Source organism: Microbacterium sp. zg.B48, assembly GCF_024623505.1.
Classification (GTDB): domain Bacteria; phylum Actinomycetota; class Actinomycetes; order Actinomycetales; family Microbacteriaceae; genus Microbacterium.
Genome location: NZ_JANJFE010000002.1, coordinates 23073 through 37551, shown reverse-complemented (window position 1 = coordinate 37551; position 14479 = coordinate 23073). Strand labels below are relative to the sequence as shown.

General features: G+C 68.2%; 9 protein-coding genes and 1 other RNA gene. 6 read left to right on the top strand and 4 right to left on the bottom strand.

Annotated features, from left to right (window positions below; translation table 11 throughout):
* Positions 1-304 precede the first annotated feature (304 nt).
* The 5 genes from NQ152_RS00175 to NQ152_RS00155 are packed head-to-tail and all read left to right on the top strand — an operon-like array spanning position 305 to position 8316.
* On the top strand, positions 305-4006 hold the full coding sequence (locus tag NQ152_RS00175) for a nitrate reductase subunit alpha (protein WP_257522599.1): 3702 nt from the start codon (positions 305-307) through the stop codon (positions 4004-4006).
* A complete protein-coding gene (gene narH / locus NQ152_RS00170) occupies positions 4006-5691 on the top strand; it encodes a nitrate reductase subunit beta (protein ID WP_257522598.1) in 1686 nt (561 codons plus the stop codon). Before NQ152_RS00175 ends, narH begins: the two co-directional genes overlap by 1 nt.
* Positions 5688-6314 carry a nitrate reductase molybdenum cofactor assembly chaperone gene (gene narJ / locus NQ152_RS00165; protein ID WP_257522597.1) on the top strand — a complete coding sequence of 209 codons (627 nt, stop codon included), beginning with the start codon at positions 5688-5690 and terminating at the stop codon, positions 6312-6314. The genes narH and narJ overlap by 4 nt, the downstream gene beginning before the upstream one ends.
* Positions 6314-7084: a respiratory nitrate reductase subunit gamma gene (narI, locus tag NQ152_RS00160; protein ID WP_257522596.1), complete on the top strand. Its 771-nt coding sequence runs from the start codon at positions 6314-6316 to the stop codon at positions 7082-7084. Before narJ ends, narI begins: the two co-directional genes overlap by 1 nt.
* Positions 7081-8316, top strand: coding sequence for an MFS transporter (locus NQ152_RS00155; protein WP_308209078.1), 1236 nt, complete (start codon positions 7081-7083; stop codon positions 8314-8316). Before narI ends, NQ152_RS00155 begins: the two co-directional genes overlap by 4 nt.
* A 260-nt stretch (positions 8317-8576) precedes the next feature.
* Here NQ152_RS00155 and NQ152_RS00150 read toward each other — a convergent pair whose 3' ends face one another.
* Genes NQ152_RS00150 through NQ152_RS00140 form a run of 3 tightly spaced genes read right to left on the bottom strand, consistent with a single transcriptional unit; the run spans position 8577 to position 13214 of the window.
* Positions 8577-11579 (bottom strand): bifunctional [glutamine synthetase] adenylyltransferase/[glutamine synthetase]-adenylyl-L-tyrosine phosphorylase, encoded by a 3003-nt coding sequence (locus NQ152_RS00150; RefSeq protein ID WP_257522595.1) that lies wholly within the window; start codon positions 11577-11579, stop codon positions 8577-8579.
* Between the two features lie 15 nt (positions 11580-11594).
* The gene (gene glnA / locus NQ152_RS00145; protein WP_257503851.1) at positions 11595-12932 is read right to left on the bottom strand and encodes a type I glutamate--ammonia ligase; all 1338 of its coding nucleotides are present in this window, start codon (positions 12930-12932) and stop codon (positions 11595-11597) included.
* Positions 12933-12968: 36 nt separating this feature from the next.
* The gene (locus NQ152_RS00140; protein ID WP_257503852.1) at positions 12969-13214 is read right to left on the bottom strand and encodes an SPOR domain-containing protein; all 246 of its coding nucleotides are present in this window, start codon (positions 13212-13214) and stop codon (positions 12969-12971) included.
* Positions 13215-13302: 88 nt separating this feature from the next.
* On the opposite strand from NQ152_RS00140, the gene ppgK reads away from it, so the two are divergent.
* Positions 13303-14064 carry a polyphosphate--glucose phosphotransferase gene (gene ppgK, locus NQ152_RS00135; protein WP_257503853.1) on the top strand — a complete coding sequence of 254 codons (762 nt, stop codon included), beginning with the start codon at positions 13303-13305 and terminating at the stop codon, positions 14062-14064.
* 40 nt (positions 14065-14104) lie between these two features.
* On the opposite strand, the gene rnpB is transcribed toward ppgK, so the two are convergent.
* Positions 14105-14471: RNase P RNA component class A (gene rnpB / locus NQ152_RS00130), an RNA gene on the bottom strand.
* Positions 14472-14479 lie beyond the last annotated feature (8 nt).

The window sequence follows — 14479 nt, the reverse complement described above, 5'->3', positions numbered from 1 at the left end:
TGGGGTGGTCCGCAGAAAGTCCGCGGAACTCTCACCACCGGTCTCGAATCGCCTGTGAAGGCCTGAGTTGAATCCGCGGAATTCCGGAGCACACTGGGTTCTCCAATGCTCCCCCATGACCATGGATTACTACGAGCTATACTACGCGGTCTGATCACCCGGGCACCAGACGCCCCTCCGCACTTCCGTTGAATCAGGGAGTGCGGAGGGGCTTTGTCCTGCCCCGTCCTCGCCGGCGGGCGCGGCTTGCGGTGCGGGACCTAAGCCCTTAGCAGGGTTCACCCGGCCCGAGTAGCTTTCGGGCATGACGCCCGCGATCGGTGTTGACGGTCCGGCTTCCGATGCGCTACTGAGCGTCGCACGGTTCTTCACCAGACGTGAGCAGACCTCCGATCATCGGGCGGAGTTCCTGCAGGGCGGCCGTGAGGGCGATTCCTTCTACCGCGATCGGTGGAGCCACGACAAGGTCGTCCGCTCCACGCACGGCGTGAACTGCACCGGATCCTGCTCGTGGAAGGTGTACGTCAAGGACGGCATCATCACGTGGGAGGCGCAGCAGACCGACTATCCCAGTGTTGGACCGGACCGACCCGAGTACGAGCCCCGCGGCTGCCCGCGCGGCGCCGCGTTCTCGTGGTACACCTACTCCCCCACCCGGGTGCGCTACCCCTACGTCCGCGGCGTGCTCCTGGAGGAGTACCGCAAGGCGAAGGCGGAGACCGGCGACCCCGTCCTGGCTTTCGGGCGGATCACCACCGATCCGGACATCCGCCGCCGCTATCAGCAGGCTCGCGGCAAGGGGGGACTGGTGCGAGCGACGTGGGCGGAGGCCGTCGAGCTCGTCGCCGCCGGCTACGTGCACACGATCAAGGAGTACGGACCCGACCGGGTCGCCGGCTTCTCGCCCATCCCCGGGATGTCGATGGTGTCGCACTGCATCGGCACGCGGTTCACCCAGTTGCTCGGCGGCGTGATGACGTCCTTCTACGACTGGTACGCCGACCTTCCGGTCGCGAGCCCCCAGGTGTTCGGCGACCAGACCGACGTGCCCGAATCCGGGGACTGGTGGGATGCCACCTACCTGATGATGTGGGGTTCGAACGTTCCGGTGACCCGCACCCCGGACGCGCACTGGATGGCCGAGGTCCGCTATCGCGGAACGAAGGTCGTGACGGTGTCCCCGGACTACGCCGACAACACCAAGTTCGCCGATGAATGGCTGCCCTGCCAGGCCGGCACCGATGCCGCGCTGGCGATGGCGATGGGTCACGTCATCCTGACGGAGCACTACGTGCGACGGCGCGCACCCTTCTTCGCCGATTTCGCCCGCACGTACACAGACCTGCCGCACCTGATCACCCTGGTCCCGCACGCGGACGGTTCACTCGTGCCCGGCAAGTTCCTCACCGCCGCGGATCTCGGCCGCACCAACCCCGAGGACGCGTGGAAGACCGTCGTGCTGGATGCCGCGTCCGGTGCGGCACGGGTGCCGAACGGCTCCCTCGGCTTCCGGCACGCCGAATCCGGCGTCGGGCGCTGGAACCTGGATCTCGAGGGCGTCGATCCGGCGATGTCGGTGCGCGACCTGCCCGGGGCGGAGGAGGCGGTCGAAGTGCTCTTCCCCCGGTTCGACGCGCCGGACGGCTCCGGAGCGGTGCTGCGCCGCGGGGTCCCGGCGACGCGGGTGAACGGCATCCTGGTGACCACCGTGCTGGACTTGATGCTCGCCCAGTACGGCGTGCACCGGGACGGGCTGCCCGGCGAATGGCCCACCGGCTACGAGGACGCCGCCACCCCGTACACCCCGGCCTGGCAGGAGGACATCACCGGCGTGCCGGCCGAGGCATGCACGCGCATCGCCCGCGAACTGGCCACGAATTCGATCGATTCGCACGGCCGCTCGATGATCATCATGGGCGCCGGGATCTGCCAATGGTTCCACGGGGATGCCACCTACCGGGCGATCCTGGCGCTGCTGATCCTCACTGGGGCGATGGGCCGCAACGGCGGCGGATGGGCGCACTATGTGGGGCAGGAGAAGTGCCGCCCCATCACCGGATGGCTCTCCCTGGCGAACGCGCTGGACTGGGCACGTCCGCCGCGGACCATGATCGGCACCGCCTACTGGTACATGCACACCGATCAATGGCGTTTCGACGGGTACAGCGCCGACGCACTGGCCTCGCCGCTGGCGGAGGGGAACCTCACCGGCATGCACACCGCGGACACCATCGCGCAGGCGGCACGGCTGGGGTGGATGCCGTTCTATCCGCAGTGGGACGCGAACCCGCTGGACCTTGCCGATGACGCGGCGGCGGCGGTGCAGGCCGGGGAGGCGAAGGACGAAACCTCCTACGTCACATCCCGTCTCGTCGACGGAACACTGCAGACGGCCATCTCGGACATCGACGCGCCGCGGTCGTGGCCGCGACTGCTGATGCTGTGGCGTTCCAACCTGATGGGCTCCTCAGCCAAGGGCAACGAGTACTTCCTCACGCACCTGCTGGGAACTCAGAGCAACCTGATGGCCTCGGACGAGGGATCCGCTCGGTCGACGGAGATCGCGTGGCGCGATGAGATTCCGCAGGGCAAGCTCGACCTGCTGGTGTCCGCGGACTTTCGGATGACCTCCACCACCCTGCTCTCGGACGTGGTCTTCCCTGCGGCGACCTGGTACGAGAAGCACGATCTGTCCTCCACGGACATGCATCCGTTCGTGCACGCCTTCACGCCCGCCATCGATCCGCCGTGGGAATCGCGCAGCGACTTCGACATGTTCTCGGCCATCGCCCGCCAGTTCTCCGAGATGGCGCGCGTCCACCTCGGCGTGCGCAGGGACATCGTCTCGGTGCCCATGCAGCACGACACCCCCGGCGAGGTCAGCCAGCCCGGCGGCGTGGTGCGGGACTGGGCGCGCGGCGACGTCGCCCCCGTACCGGGCAAGACCATGCCGGCGCTGGCCGTGGTGGAGCGGGACTACACCGCGATCGCCGACAAGCTCGCCACCGTCGGGCCCCTCGCCGACCGGCTCGGCTTCGCCACGAAGAACGTCACGTACGACGTGACCGCGGAGGTGGCGCGCCTGGCGAACGGCAACGGGGTGAAGCTGGGCGGCGCAGGGGACGGTCGACCGGCGATCGACACCGACGCGAAGATGGCCGAGGCGATCCTCGCCTTCTCCGGCACGACCAACGGAAACCTGGCAGTGCAGGGGTTCGCGACGTTGGAGAAGCGGGTCGGAAGGCCGCTCGTCGACCTCGCCGAAGGCTCGGCCGACAAGCACATCACCTTCGCCATGACGCAGGCGGCACCCGTACCGGTGGTCACGTCCCCGGAATGGTCCGGGTCCGAGACCGGCGGGCGCCGGTACGCCCCGTTCACGATCAACATCGAACGGTTGAAGCCCTTCCACACCCTGACCGGCCGCATGCATTTCTACCTCGATCACGACTGGATGCGCGACCTGGGCGAGGCACTGCCCATCTACCGGCCCCCGTTGGACATGCACCGGCTCTTCGGCGAAGCCAAGCTCGGTCCCGACGGCCGCCAGCAGGTGGTGGTGCGGTACCTCACCCCGCACAACAAGTGGTCGATCCACTCCGAATACCAGGACAACCTCCTCATGCTCTCGCTCTCCCGCGGCGGCCCCACGGTGTGGATGGCGCCCGCGGATGCCGGTGCCATCGGGGTCAGCGACAACGACTGGGTCGAGTGCGTCAACTCGAACGGCGTCTTCGTCGGCCGCGCGATCGTCTCGCATCGGATGCCGGAGGGCGTGGTCTACGTCCACCACGCCCAGGAACGCACGATCGACGTCCCGAAATCCGAGGCGACCGGGCGGCGCGGAGGCATCCACAACTCCCCCACCCGACTCCTGGTCAAACCCACCCATCTGATCGGCGGCTACGGGCAGCTCTCCTACGCGTTCAACTATCTCGGCCCCACCGGCAACCAGCGCGACATGGTCGCCACCATCCGCCGTCGTTCCCAGGAGGTGACCTACTGATGCGCGTGATGGCTCAGATGGGCATGGTGATGAATCTGGACAAGTGCATCGGGTGCCACACCTGCTCGGTGACCTGCAAACAGGCGTGGACGAACCGCGCCGGCACCGAGTACGTCTGGTTCAACAACGTCGAGACCCGACCCGGGCAGGGGTATCCGCGGCGATACGAGGATCAGGAGAAGTGGCGCGGGGGCTGGACGGTGAGCCGGCGCGGGCGGCTCAAGCTGCGCACCGGCGGCCGCGTCCGACGCCTGCTGTCGATCTTCTCCTCGCCGGTGCAGCCGGAGCTGAAGGACTACTACGAGCCGTGGACGTACGACTACCGCACGCTGATCGACGCCCCGCTCGGGGACGATTTCCCGGTCGCGCGGCCGAAGTCGCTGATCACCGGCGAGGACACCAAGATCACCTGGTCGGCCAACTGGGACGACAACCTGGGCGGGATCAGCGAGCTGGGACACCTCGATCCGATGGTGGAGAAGGTGCGACGCGAGTCCGAGGACGCGATCAAGTTCCAGTTCGAGCAGACCTTCATGTTCTACCTGCCGCGCATCTGCGAGCACTGCCTGAATCCGTCGTGCATGGCATCCTGCCCCTCCGGCGCGATCTACAAGCGGGCCGAAGACGGCATCGTCCTGGTCGACCAGGACCGCTGCCGCGGCTGGCGTCAGTGCATCACCGGCTGCCCGTACAAGAAGATGTACTTCAACCACAAGACCGGCAAGGCGGAGAAGTGCACGCTCTGCTACCCGCGCCTGGAGGTGGGGCTGCCCACCATCTGCTCGGAGACGTGCGTCGGACGACTGCGCTACCTCGGACTGTTCCTCTACGACGCGGACGGCGTGACCGCCGCCGCCTCGACCCCGAACGAGCGGGATCTGTACGAGGCACAGCTCGAGCTGATGCTCGATCCGAATGACCCGGCCGTGATCCGGGCCGCCCAGGAGCAGGACATCCCGGAGGACTGGCTGGATGCCGCGCGCCGCTCACCGGTGTACGCACTGGCCAAGACCTACCGCGTGGCACTGCCGCTGCACCCGGAGTACCGCACGATGCCGATGGTCTGGTACATCCCGCCGCTGTCGCCCATCGTCGACCTGCTGCGCGACCAGGGGCACGATGCGGAGGCGGCCGGCACGCTCTTCGGCGCGATCGAGGCGCTGCGCATCCCGGTGGAGTATCTGGCGGAGCTGTTCACGGCAGGGGATGCGACGATCATCACCACGGTTCTGCGCCGCCTCGCGGCGATGCGGGCGTACCTGCGCGACATCACGCTGGGTCGGGAACGGGACGAGTCCATCCCGGCGTCGGTCGGCATCGACGGCGAGACCCTCTACGCGATGTACCGGCTGCTGGCGATCGCGAAGTACGAGGACCGGTACGTCATCCCGACGGCTCACTACGAGCAGGCGCACGATCTGGAAGAGCTCGGCTGCTCGCTCGATTTCGACGGCGGTCCGTACGCGAACGCGTCGGCGCCGTTCGGAGAAGCCAGCGGAACGCCGACGCCGGTCGCGGTGGAGACCTTCCAGGCGCTGCAGGACCGCCAGAGCTCCGATTCACGAGCCGGCGATGAGACGATGCGGGGTCGGGTGAACCTTCTCAACTGGGACGGCAACGGGGCCCCCAACGGCCTGTTCCCGCCCCGCGGCGGGACGGCGGAGCGGAAGGCGGAGGGCGGATGAACCGCGCCGTGATCTATCAGGCCGCCTCGGTGGCGCTCAGTTACCCCACCGCAGAGGTGCTCGGGATGCGTGGGGTGATCCGTCGGGCCGTCTCCGAGACGGCGCCGGCAGCCGGCACGCACTTCGCGCCGCTGCTGGAGTGGTGGGAGACCACGCCGGCCGAAACGGTGCAGCAGACCTACGTGGACGTGTTCGACATGTCCAAGCGTCACGCGCTGTACCTGTCGTACTGGACCGATGGCGACACCCGCCGCCGCGGCCAGGTGCTCGCGGAGCTGAAACAGCGGTACCGGGAGCACGGGCTGGAGCTGGCGACCACCGGCGAACTGCCGGACCATCTGCCTCTCGTTCTCGAGTTCGCCCGGCACGCGCCCGACGCCGGCGCCGCCCTGCTTCAGGAGTACCGCGCCAGCCTCGAGTTGATCCGGATCGCGCTCGCCGAGCGGGAGTCACCCTATGCCGGCGTGCTGGCCGGCGTCTGCCAGACCCTCCCCGGGCGCTCACCGCACGATCGGCAGCAGGCGATGGCCATGGCCGCCGCCGGACCGCCGGCCGAGTACGTGGGGCTGGACGCGTACGACCCGCGCCTGCTGCCGCTGGCCGGATCGGGGGGCGGACGCTGATGGACGTCTTCCTGTGGGCGGTGCTGCCGTACCTGACGATCGCGCTGCTGGTGGGCGGGCTGATCTGGCGATATCGCTATGACCAGTTCGGCTGGACCACCCGGTCCTCCCAGCTGTACGAGTCGCGACTCCTGCGGATCGGGTCACCGCTGTTCCACTTCGGCATCCTGGTGGTGCTCATCGGACACTTCATGGGACTGGTGATCCCGCAGTCCTGGACCGACGCGATCGGCGTGACCGAGGACAGCTACCACGCCGTCGCGCTGGGTCTGGGCGGCATCGCCGGGTTCGCCACGCTCGTGGGCATCGGCATCCTGATCTTCCGTCGTCGCACCACCGGCCCGGTGTTCATGGCGACGACCAAGAACGACAAGACGATGTACGTCGTCCTGGTCGCGGCGATCGTCACGGGTCTGGCCACGACGATCATCAGCGCCGTGGATCCGTCTCCAGACCAGAACTACCGTGAAACCGTCGCCCCGTGGTTCCGGTCGCTGTTCATCCTCCAGCCCGACATCGCAGCGATGACACAGGCCCCCTTCTCGTTCCACCTGCACACGGTGTGCGGCATGGCGCTGTTCATCCTGTGGCCTTTCACCCGGCTCGTGCACGCCTTCACGGCACCTGTGCAGTACCTGTTCCGGCCCTACATCGTCTATCGCAGCCGCGATCACCGCCCCACGACGGTCGGCGCGACGCGGCGCGGCTGGGCGCCGGTGGGCACACCGGACCGTGCCCCTGATCCCACGGCCCGACGGGCACGCCGGTGACCACCCACAGCTCCGAGCGGGTCACGACCGGCGCACTGCCCGGTCGTGGGGTGAATCTCGCTCTGGCGCTGCTGTCCTTCACCGTCACATTCTGGGCGTGGAACATCATCGGGCCGATCGGGGTCAGCTATGCCGAGGACCTGGATCTGTCCCCCACGCAGCTGTCCATGGCGATCGCCACGCCCGTTCTGGTCGGTTCCGCGGGCCGCATCCTCACCGGCGCACTGACCGACCGTTTCGGCGGGCGGATCATGTTCACCATCCTGACTGCGGTGTCGGCGATCCCGGTCCTCCTGGTGATGTGGGCCGGCGAGGCCGGCTCGTACCCCCTGCTGCTGCTCTTCGGCTTCATCCTCGGGATCGCCGGAACGACCTTCGCCGTCGGCATCCCCTTCGTCAACGCCTGGTACGAGCCCGGCAAGCGCGGCTTCGCGACCGGCCTGTTCGGTGCCGGGATGGGCGGTACCGCGCTCTCGGCGTTCTTCACGCCCCGCCTGGTGACATCGGTGGGGTACGTCTGGGCCCATCTGATCATCGCCGCCGGTCTGCTGGTGGTCGCCGTCATCGTCTGGCTCGGGATGCGCGACTCTCCCGCGTGGCGACCCAATCGCGACCGGGTCCTGCCGAAACTCGAGGACGCCGCGCGTCTGACCGTGACGTGGCAGATGGCGTTCCTGTACGCCGTGACCTTCGGCGGGTTCGTCGCCTTCTCCACGTACCTGCCGACGTATCTGCGGGAGGTGTACGGCTTCGATCTGACCGGGGCCGGGGCACGCACCGCCGGCTTCGCCATCGCCGCGGTCATCGCGCGCCCCGTGGGCGGCTGGCTCTCGGATCGGTTCGGTCCGGCTCTGATCACCGGCATCTCGCTCGCCGGCGCGGCGGTAATGGCCGTGGTGATCTCGCTCAAGCCGCCTCCGGAACTTCTGGCCGGAGCGTCCTTCATAGCCATGGCGATCTCGCTCGGACTGGGCACCGGAGCGGTCTTCGCCTGGGTGGCACAACGCGCACCCGCCCGGAGTGTGGGCTCGGTGACGGGGATCGTCGGCGCCGCCGGAGGCTTCGGGGGCTTCTTCCCCCCGCTGGTGATGGGCGCCACGTACGACGCCGAGACGCACAGCTACACCGTCGGGCTGCTGCTGCTGTGCGCGACAGCGGTGATCGCCCTGATCTTCACGATCTACCTGAGCCGAGGCCGGGCTCCCGAGGCGGTCGAATCGGGGCCGCGCTGACCGCATCCCACCGTCGCTCTGATCGATCGGCACAGCCACGGCCCATGCGGCGGCAAGCATATCTGTCCCCCATAAGGGGGACAGACACGGCCGTGGACGCAGTCTAGGTTGAGAATGCAACCCCCGCCGACGACGATGTGAACACGGACGATTCGGGTTCGTGTGTTCCCGGTCGGTTGGAAGAGAGACCCTTGGCCCCCAGAGCCGAGGGTCTCTCGCGTTTCGCGGCGGGCGCCGGCGCGTATACGGCGCGGCGGATCTCAGCCGTAGAACAGGTGCTCGAAGACGCGGCGAGCACGACGGGTCGCGCCGAGGTAGTCCTCCTCGACCTGAGTGGCCGAGCGCGGCGGGTAGCCCAGGAGCCGGCCGATGCCGTCCAGTTTCTTGCGATCCGTGGGAAGGACATCGCTGGTCTGGCCGGACAGCAGGGTGTTGGCCGACCGCAGTCTGCTGGCCAGCCGCCACGCCTCGGCGAGGCGGTCGGCGGATGCCTCGGGAACGATGCCGGCGGCTTGGGCCGCTCGCAGCGCGGCGATGGTGGACGTCGTCCTCATCGCGGGAATGCGGTGCGCGTGCTCCATCTGCAGCAGCTGCACCAGCCATTCCACATCGCTGAGCGAACCGGGTCCGAGCTTGAGATGGCGCGCCGGGTCCACGCCCTGGGGCAGCCGTTCCTTCTCGACACGGGCTTTGATCCTCTTGATCTCCCGCAGCGCCTGCGGGTCGACGGATGCCGGGTAGCGCACGTCATCGGCCAGGTCGGTGAAAGCGCTGATCAGCTTTGCGCTGCCTGCGACGCCCCTGGCCCGCAGCAGCGCCTGCGCCTCCCAGGACAGGGACCAGCGGCGGTAGTACTCGGTGTACGCCTCCAGAGACCGGGCGACCGGTCCGTTACGTCCCTCGGGGCGCAGGTCCGCGTCCAGATCCAGCGGCACCCGCTGATCCTCCGAGTGCGTCCGCAGGCCGGAGACGAGCTGGATCGACAGCTCGTGCGCGCGCTGCGGATCCACACCGTTCGGACGGTACACGTACATCACGTCGGCATCCGAGCCGAACCCCAGTTCGCTGCCGCCGAAGCGGCCCATCGCGATGACCGAGAAATCCAGCGCAGCGTCCTCCGGGGGCACGATCTCGCGGCGTACCGCGCGCAGCGTCGCCTGGATCGTCACCTCGGTCACCGTGGTCAACGCGGCGGCGATCTCCTCGATCGTCGAGGTCCCCAGAATCGCGGACATCGCGATGCGCAGCAGTTCACGGCGACGCAGCGCCCGGATCGCGCGCGCGGCGTCCGCGATCGTGGCGTGCCGTGCCTGGATCGCACGCGCCTCCTGCTGCAGAGCGACGCCGGATCGAGGCTGAAGCAGCTCGGGGTCATCGAGCCAGGCCGCGGACTCGGGGATCCACTCCATCAGCTCCCCGACATAGCGGGAGCTGGACAGGACGCGTGTGAGCCGCTCAGCAGCGCCGGAGGAGTCCCGCAGCATGCGCAGGAACCAGGGGCTGCCGCCGAGCCGCTCGCTGATCCGCCGGAACGCGATCAGCCCGTAGTCGGGGTCGACTCCGTCGGCGAACCAGCGGATCATGACCGGCATCAGGTGCCGCTGGATGGTCGCGCCGCGGCTGAGCCCGCTGGTCAGCGCGGCGATGTGCCGCAGGGCGCCCACCGGATCGGTGAAGCCGATGGCCGCCAGCCGATCGTGGGCCTGCGCAAGCGACAGCGTCCGCTCCTGCTCGGGAAGTGATGCGACCGCCGTCAGCAGGGGGCGGTAGAACAGGCGCACGTGGATGTCGCGCACCTCGCGCTTGATCGTCTCCCAGGTCTGCCAGATCTTTTCGCCGGAGTCCGCGATGCCGGACGAGCGGGCCAGCACTCGGAGATCCTCGGGACGCGACGGCATCAGGTGCGTGCGCCGCAGGTTGCGCAGCTGAACCCGATGCTCGAGCAGGCGGAGCACCCGGTAGTCGTTCGAGAACGTCGCCGCCTCCGCGCGGCCGATGTAGCCCTGTTCGACCAGTGCGTCCAGTGCGTCCAGCGTGCCGCGCTGGCGGATCCGATCATCGGAGAGTCCGTGCACGAGCTGGAGCAGCTGAACGGTGAACTCGATGTCCCGGATACCCCCGGGGCCCAGCTTGATCTGGAACGGGACCTCTGCGGCCGGGATGTTGTCGGTGACGCGTTCGCGCATGCGCTGAACGCTGTCCACGAAATTCTCGCGCGCCGCGCTGGTCCAGATCTTCGGCTGCACTGCTGCAACGTATGCGGCGCCGAGTTCGGGGTCGCCGGCCAGGGGTCGCGCCTTCAGCAGCGCTTGGAACTCCCAGCTCTTGGCCCAGCGATCGTAGTAGGACAAGTGCGAATCGAGGGTGCGCACCAGCGCCCCCTGTTTGCCCTCCGGGCGGAGGTTGGCGTCCACTTCCCACAGCGGCGGTTCGATCTCCACTCCCGAGATGCCGCGCATCGTCTGTACTGCGAGCCGCGTCGCGATGTCCACGATGCGACTCTCTCCGACCTCGGCGATGAGCGCGTCGTCCCCGCCGGCGACGAAGATCACATCCACGTCACTGACGTAGTTCAGCTCTCGCGCCCCTGCCTTACCCATCCCGATGATGGCCAGACGGGTGCCCGCGACCTGATCGCGGGAGAACGCACCCGTGCCCGCTCCCCCGCCGGCGACGCGGGTGCGTGCCACGCACAGCGACGCCTCCAGCGCCGCGGCGGCGGCATCCGCCAGTCGTGCCGCGACGATGCCCACCTCGTCCACCGGGGACGCGCTCAGCAGGTCGAACGCGGCGATGTCGGCCAGCAGTTGGCGATAGCGGACCCGGAGCGCGACCCACGACGCGTCGCTCCCGTCCGCGGCGAAGCCGTCCTGCGCACCCACGGACTCCAGCAGAGCCGTCCGCATGCCCTCGGCCGACGGCAGCGTCGAGCCCGCCCCGACCAGGTGGGCGAGCTCGTCTGGATGCCGCAGATAGAAGTCGGCGAAGCCGGTCGATGCTCCCAGCAGCGCCCACAGCGCCCGCCGCCCGCCGAGGTCGGCGTGCAGTGTCCGCACGCAGCCGGCGTCCCGCCGCGCGATCTGCGTCAGTCCCGATACGGCCGCATCGGGATCGGCGGCATGCACAGCCGACGCGGTGAGGACATCCCGTTCGAGTCCGAGCAGCTCCTCGAGCTCGACGAGCTGGGCCTCCGCCTCGCCCAGCCGGCTGAAACCGAGCCGGGCCAGGTGGGTGAGTGACTGCGACCGTTCGCTCGTGGACATCGTCTCGCGGCAGGCTCAGAGCATCTCGAGGTTGTTCTTCAGCTCGTAGTGCGTCACCTGCGAGCGATACTCCTGCCACTCCTTGCGCTTGTTGAGCAGGACGTAGTTGAACACCTGTTCGCCGAGTGTCTCGGCGACCAATTCCGATTCCTCCATGTACTCCAGGGCATGATCCAGGCTCGCCGGCAGCGGCGCGTATCCCAGCGCGCGCCGCTCCGCGTCGGTGAGCGACCAGACGTTGTCTTCGGCCTCGGGAGGCAGCTCGTAGCCTTCCTCGATGCCCTTGAGACCGGCTGCGAGCATGAGCGCGTATGCCAGGTACGGGTTGGCGGCCGAATCCAGAGCCCGGTACTCCACGCGCGAGGACTGGCCCTTGTTCGGCTTGTACATCGGGACACGGACCAACGCGGACCTGTTGTTGTGGCCCCACGTGATGAAGCTGGGCGCCTCGTCCCCGCCCCAGAGCCGCTTGTAGGAGTTGACGAACTGGTTCGTGACGGCGGAGATCTCGCCGGCGTGGCGCAGCAGCCCCGCGATGAACTGCCGGCCCGTTCTGGAGAGCTGGTAGGTGGCGCCCTCCTCGTAGAAGGCGTTCACATCGCCCTCGAACAGAGACATGTGGGTGTGCATCCCACTGCCCGGCTTTCCCCCGAGCGGCTTGGGCATGAACGTCGCGTAGACGCCCTGCTCGATCGCCACCTCCTTGACGACCGTGCGGAACGTCATGATGTTGTCCGCGGTGGCCAGCGCGTCCGCGTACCGCAGATCGATCTCGTTCTGCCCGGGTCCGCCCTCGTGGTGGCTGTACTCGACCGAGATGCCCAGGTCCTCGAGCATCCGCACCGAGCGTCGACGGAAATCGTGGGCGGTCCCGCCGGGGACGTTGTCGAAGTAGCCGGCGGAGTCCACCGGCTCCGGGCCGTCCGGTCCGAAGGAGGACGACTTGAGCAGGTAGAACTCGATCTCGGGGTGCGTGTAGAACGTGAACCCCGCATCAGCGGCTTTTGCCAGCGAGCGTTTCAGGACGTGCCGCGGGTCGGCGACGGCCGGCTGCCCGTCCGGCGTGGTGATGTCGCAGAACATCCGCGCGGTCGGATCTATCTCGCCCCGCCACGGCAGGATCTGGAAGGTGGTCGGATCGGGATGGGCCAGGAGGTCCGACTCGTACGACCGGGTCAGACCCTCGATCGCGGAACCGTCGAATCCGAGCCCTTCGCTGAACGCTCCTTCTACCTCGGCCGGCGCGATCGCCACCGACTTGAGGGTCCCGATGACGTCGGTGAACCAGAGCCGGACGAATTTGACGCCCCGCTCTTCAATCGTCCGCAGAACGAAGTCACGCTGCTTGTCCATCCAATTCCCTTCGATGCCCGGCGGTTATGGCCAGGGTTATTTCTGGTCGTTCTCGAGCATGTTGTCGAAGGGGGCGTCCGCCGTGGGCGCGGTCCGGGATTCGTCCTCGCGCTGCTCCTCTTCAGCCCAGGCCCGCGAACGTTCCCGGATGATCTCCGGCGCTCTCGCGGCTTCCTCGGCGGTGTCGAAGGGGCCCGCACGGTTGACGGACGGGGACACGTAGCCGTGCTCCACCTCGCCGGTCGTGAGGTTGTACCAGTACCGCTTGTCGTCGCTGGACACTTCCCGCTCCTCTCGCAGCCCCCGAGTCATGGGGAGCCGCCTGCTCGATCCTACTGACCGCGGGTGCGGTCCTGGATAGGCTGGCCCCATGGCATCGGACATGGCGCGCGCAGTGGGCGTGGACATCGGCGGAACGGGCATCAAAGCGGCGATCGTCGATCTGAATGCGGGAACGCTGGTCAGCGACCGCATCAAGGTCGCCACGCCGAGCGGCGCGGAGCCCGAGGACGTGCTCGGCGCGGTCCGCCAGGTGCTCGCACAGCTGGACGTGCTCGATGACGCCATCCCGCTCGGCGTGGCCTTTCCCGCGATCGTGAAGTCGGGGCGCACCCTCTCGGCGGCGAACGTGTCCAAGGAGTGGATCGGCTTCGAGGCGGAGACCTTCTTCGAAGACGGCCTCGGCCGCGAGATCCACTTCGCCAACGACGCCGACGTCGCGGGCGTCGCAGAGATGCGCTTCGGCGCCGCACGCGACGCGAAGGGTCTGACCATCCTGACGACCCTCGGCACGGGCATCGGCTCGGCCATGATCTACAACGGCGTGCTGATCCCGAACTCCGAACTCGGCCACCTGCAGCGGGCCAAGCACAGCAAGGATGCCGAGGCGTACGCCGCCTACTCGGCGATGGAGCGCGAAGACCTCAGCTGGGAGCAGTGGGCGCAACGGCTGCAGTGGTACTACGAGCACGTGGAGTTCCTGTTCACCCCCGACCTGTTCATCGTCGGTGGCGGCGTCTCCAAGCACGCGGACTCGTTCCTGCCGCTGCTGAAGCTGAACACCCCGATCGTTCCCGCGGTGCACCGCAACAACGCGGGGATCGTCGGGGCTGCTGCGCTGGCGCTGGGCTGATCACGCTGTCCAGCCCGCCGTCCTGACGTCTGCGAGAGGGCGAATGGGCCGGCCTGTACGCCGGGTTCTGTCCGGGAGCCGAAGCCCCGTGGACGGTCATCTCTCTCGGCGACACGTTGCCGTGCCGCTCCTGCGGCCTACCCGAGGACTCGGCGAGCCGCGTCAACATCCTCTGTCTGGCCTTGCTCCGGGCGAGGTTTACCTTGCGGGTCGTGTCACCACGACCCCGGTGGTCTCTTACACCACCGTTTCACCCTTACCGCGGCCGAAGCCGTGGCGGTCTGTTCTCTGTGGCACTGTCTCGCGGATCACTCCGGGTGGGTGTTACCCACCGCCCTGCCCTGTGGAGCCCGGACGTTCCTCGGCGCTGCGGCGAACCGCAGCGACGCGACCGTCCAGCCGACCCATTCGCGGA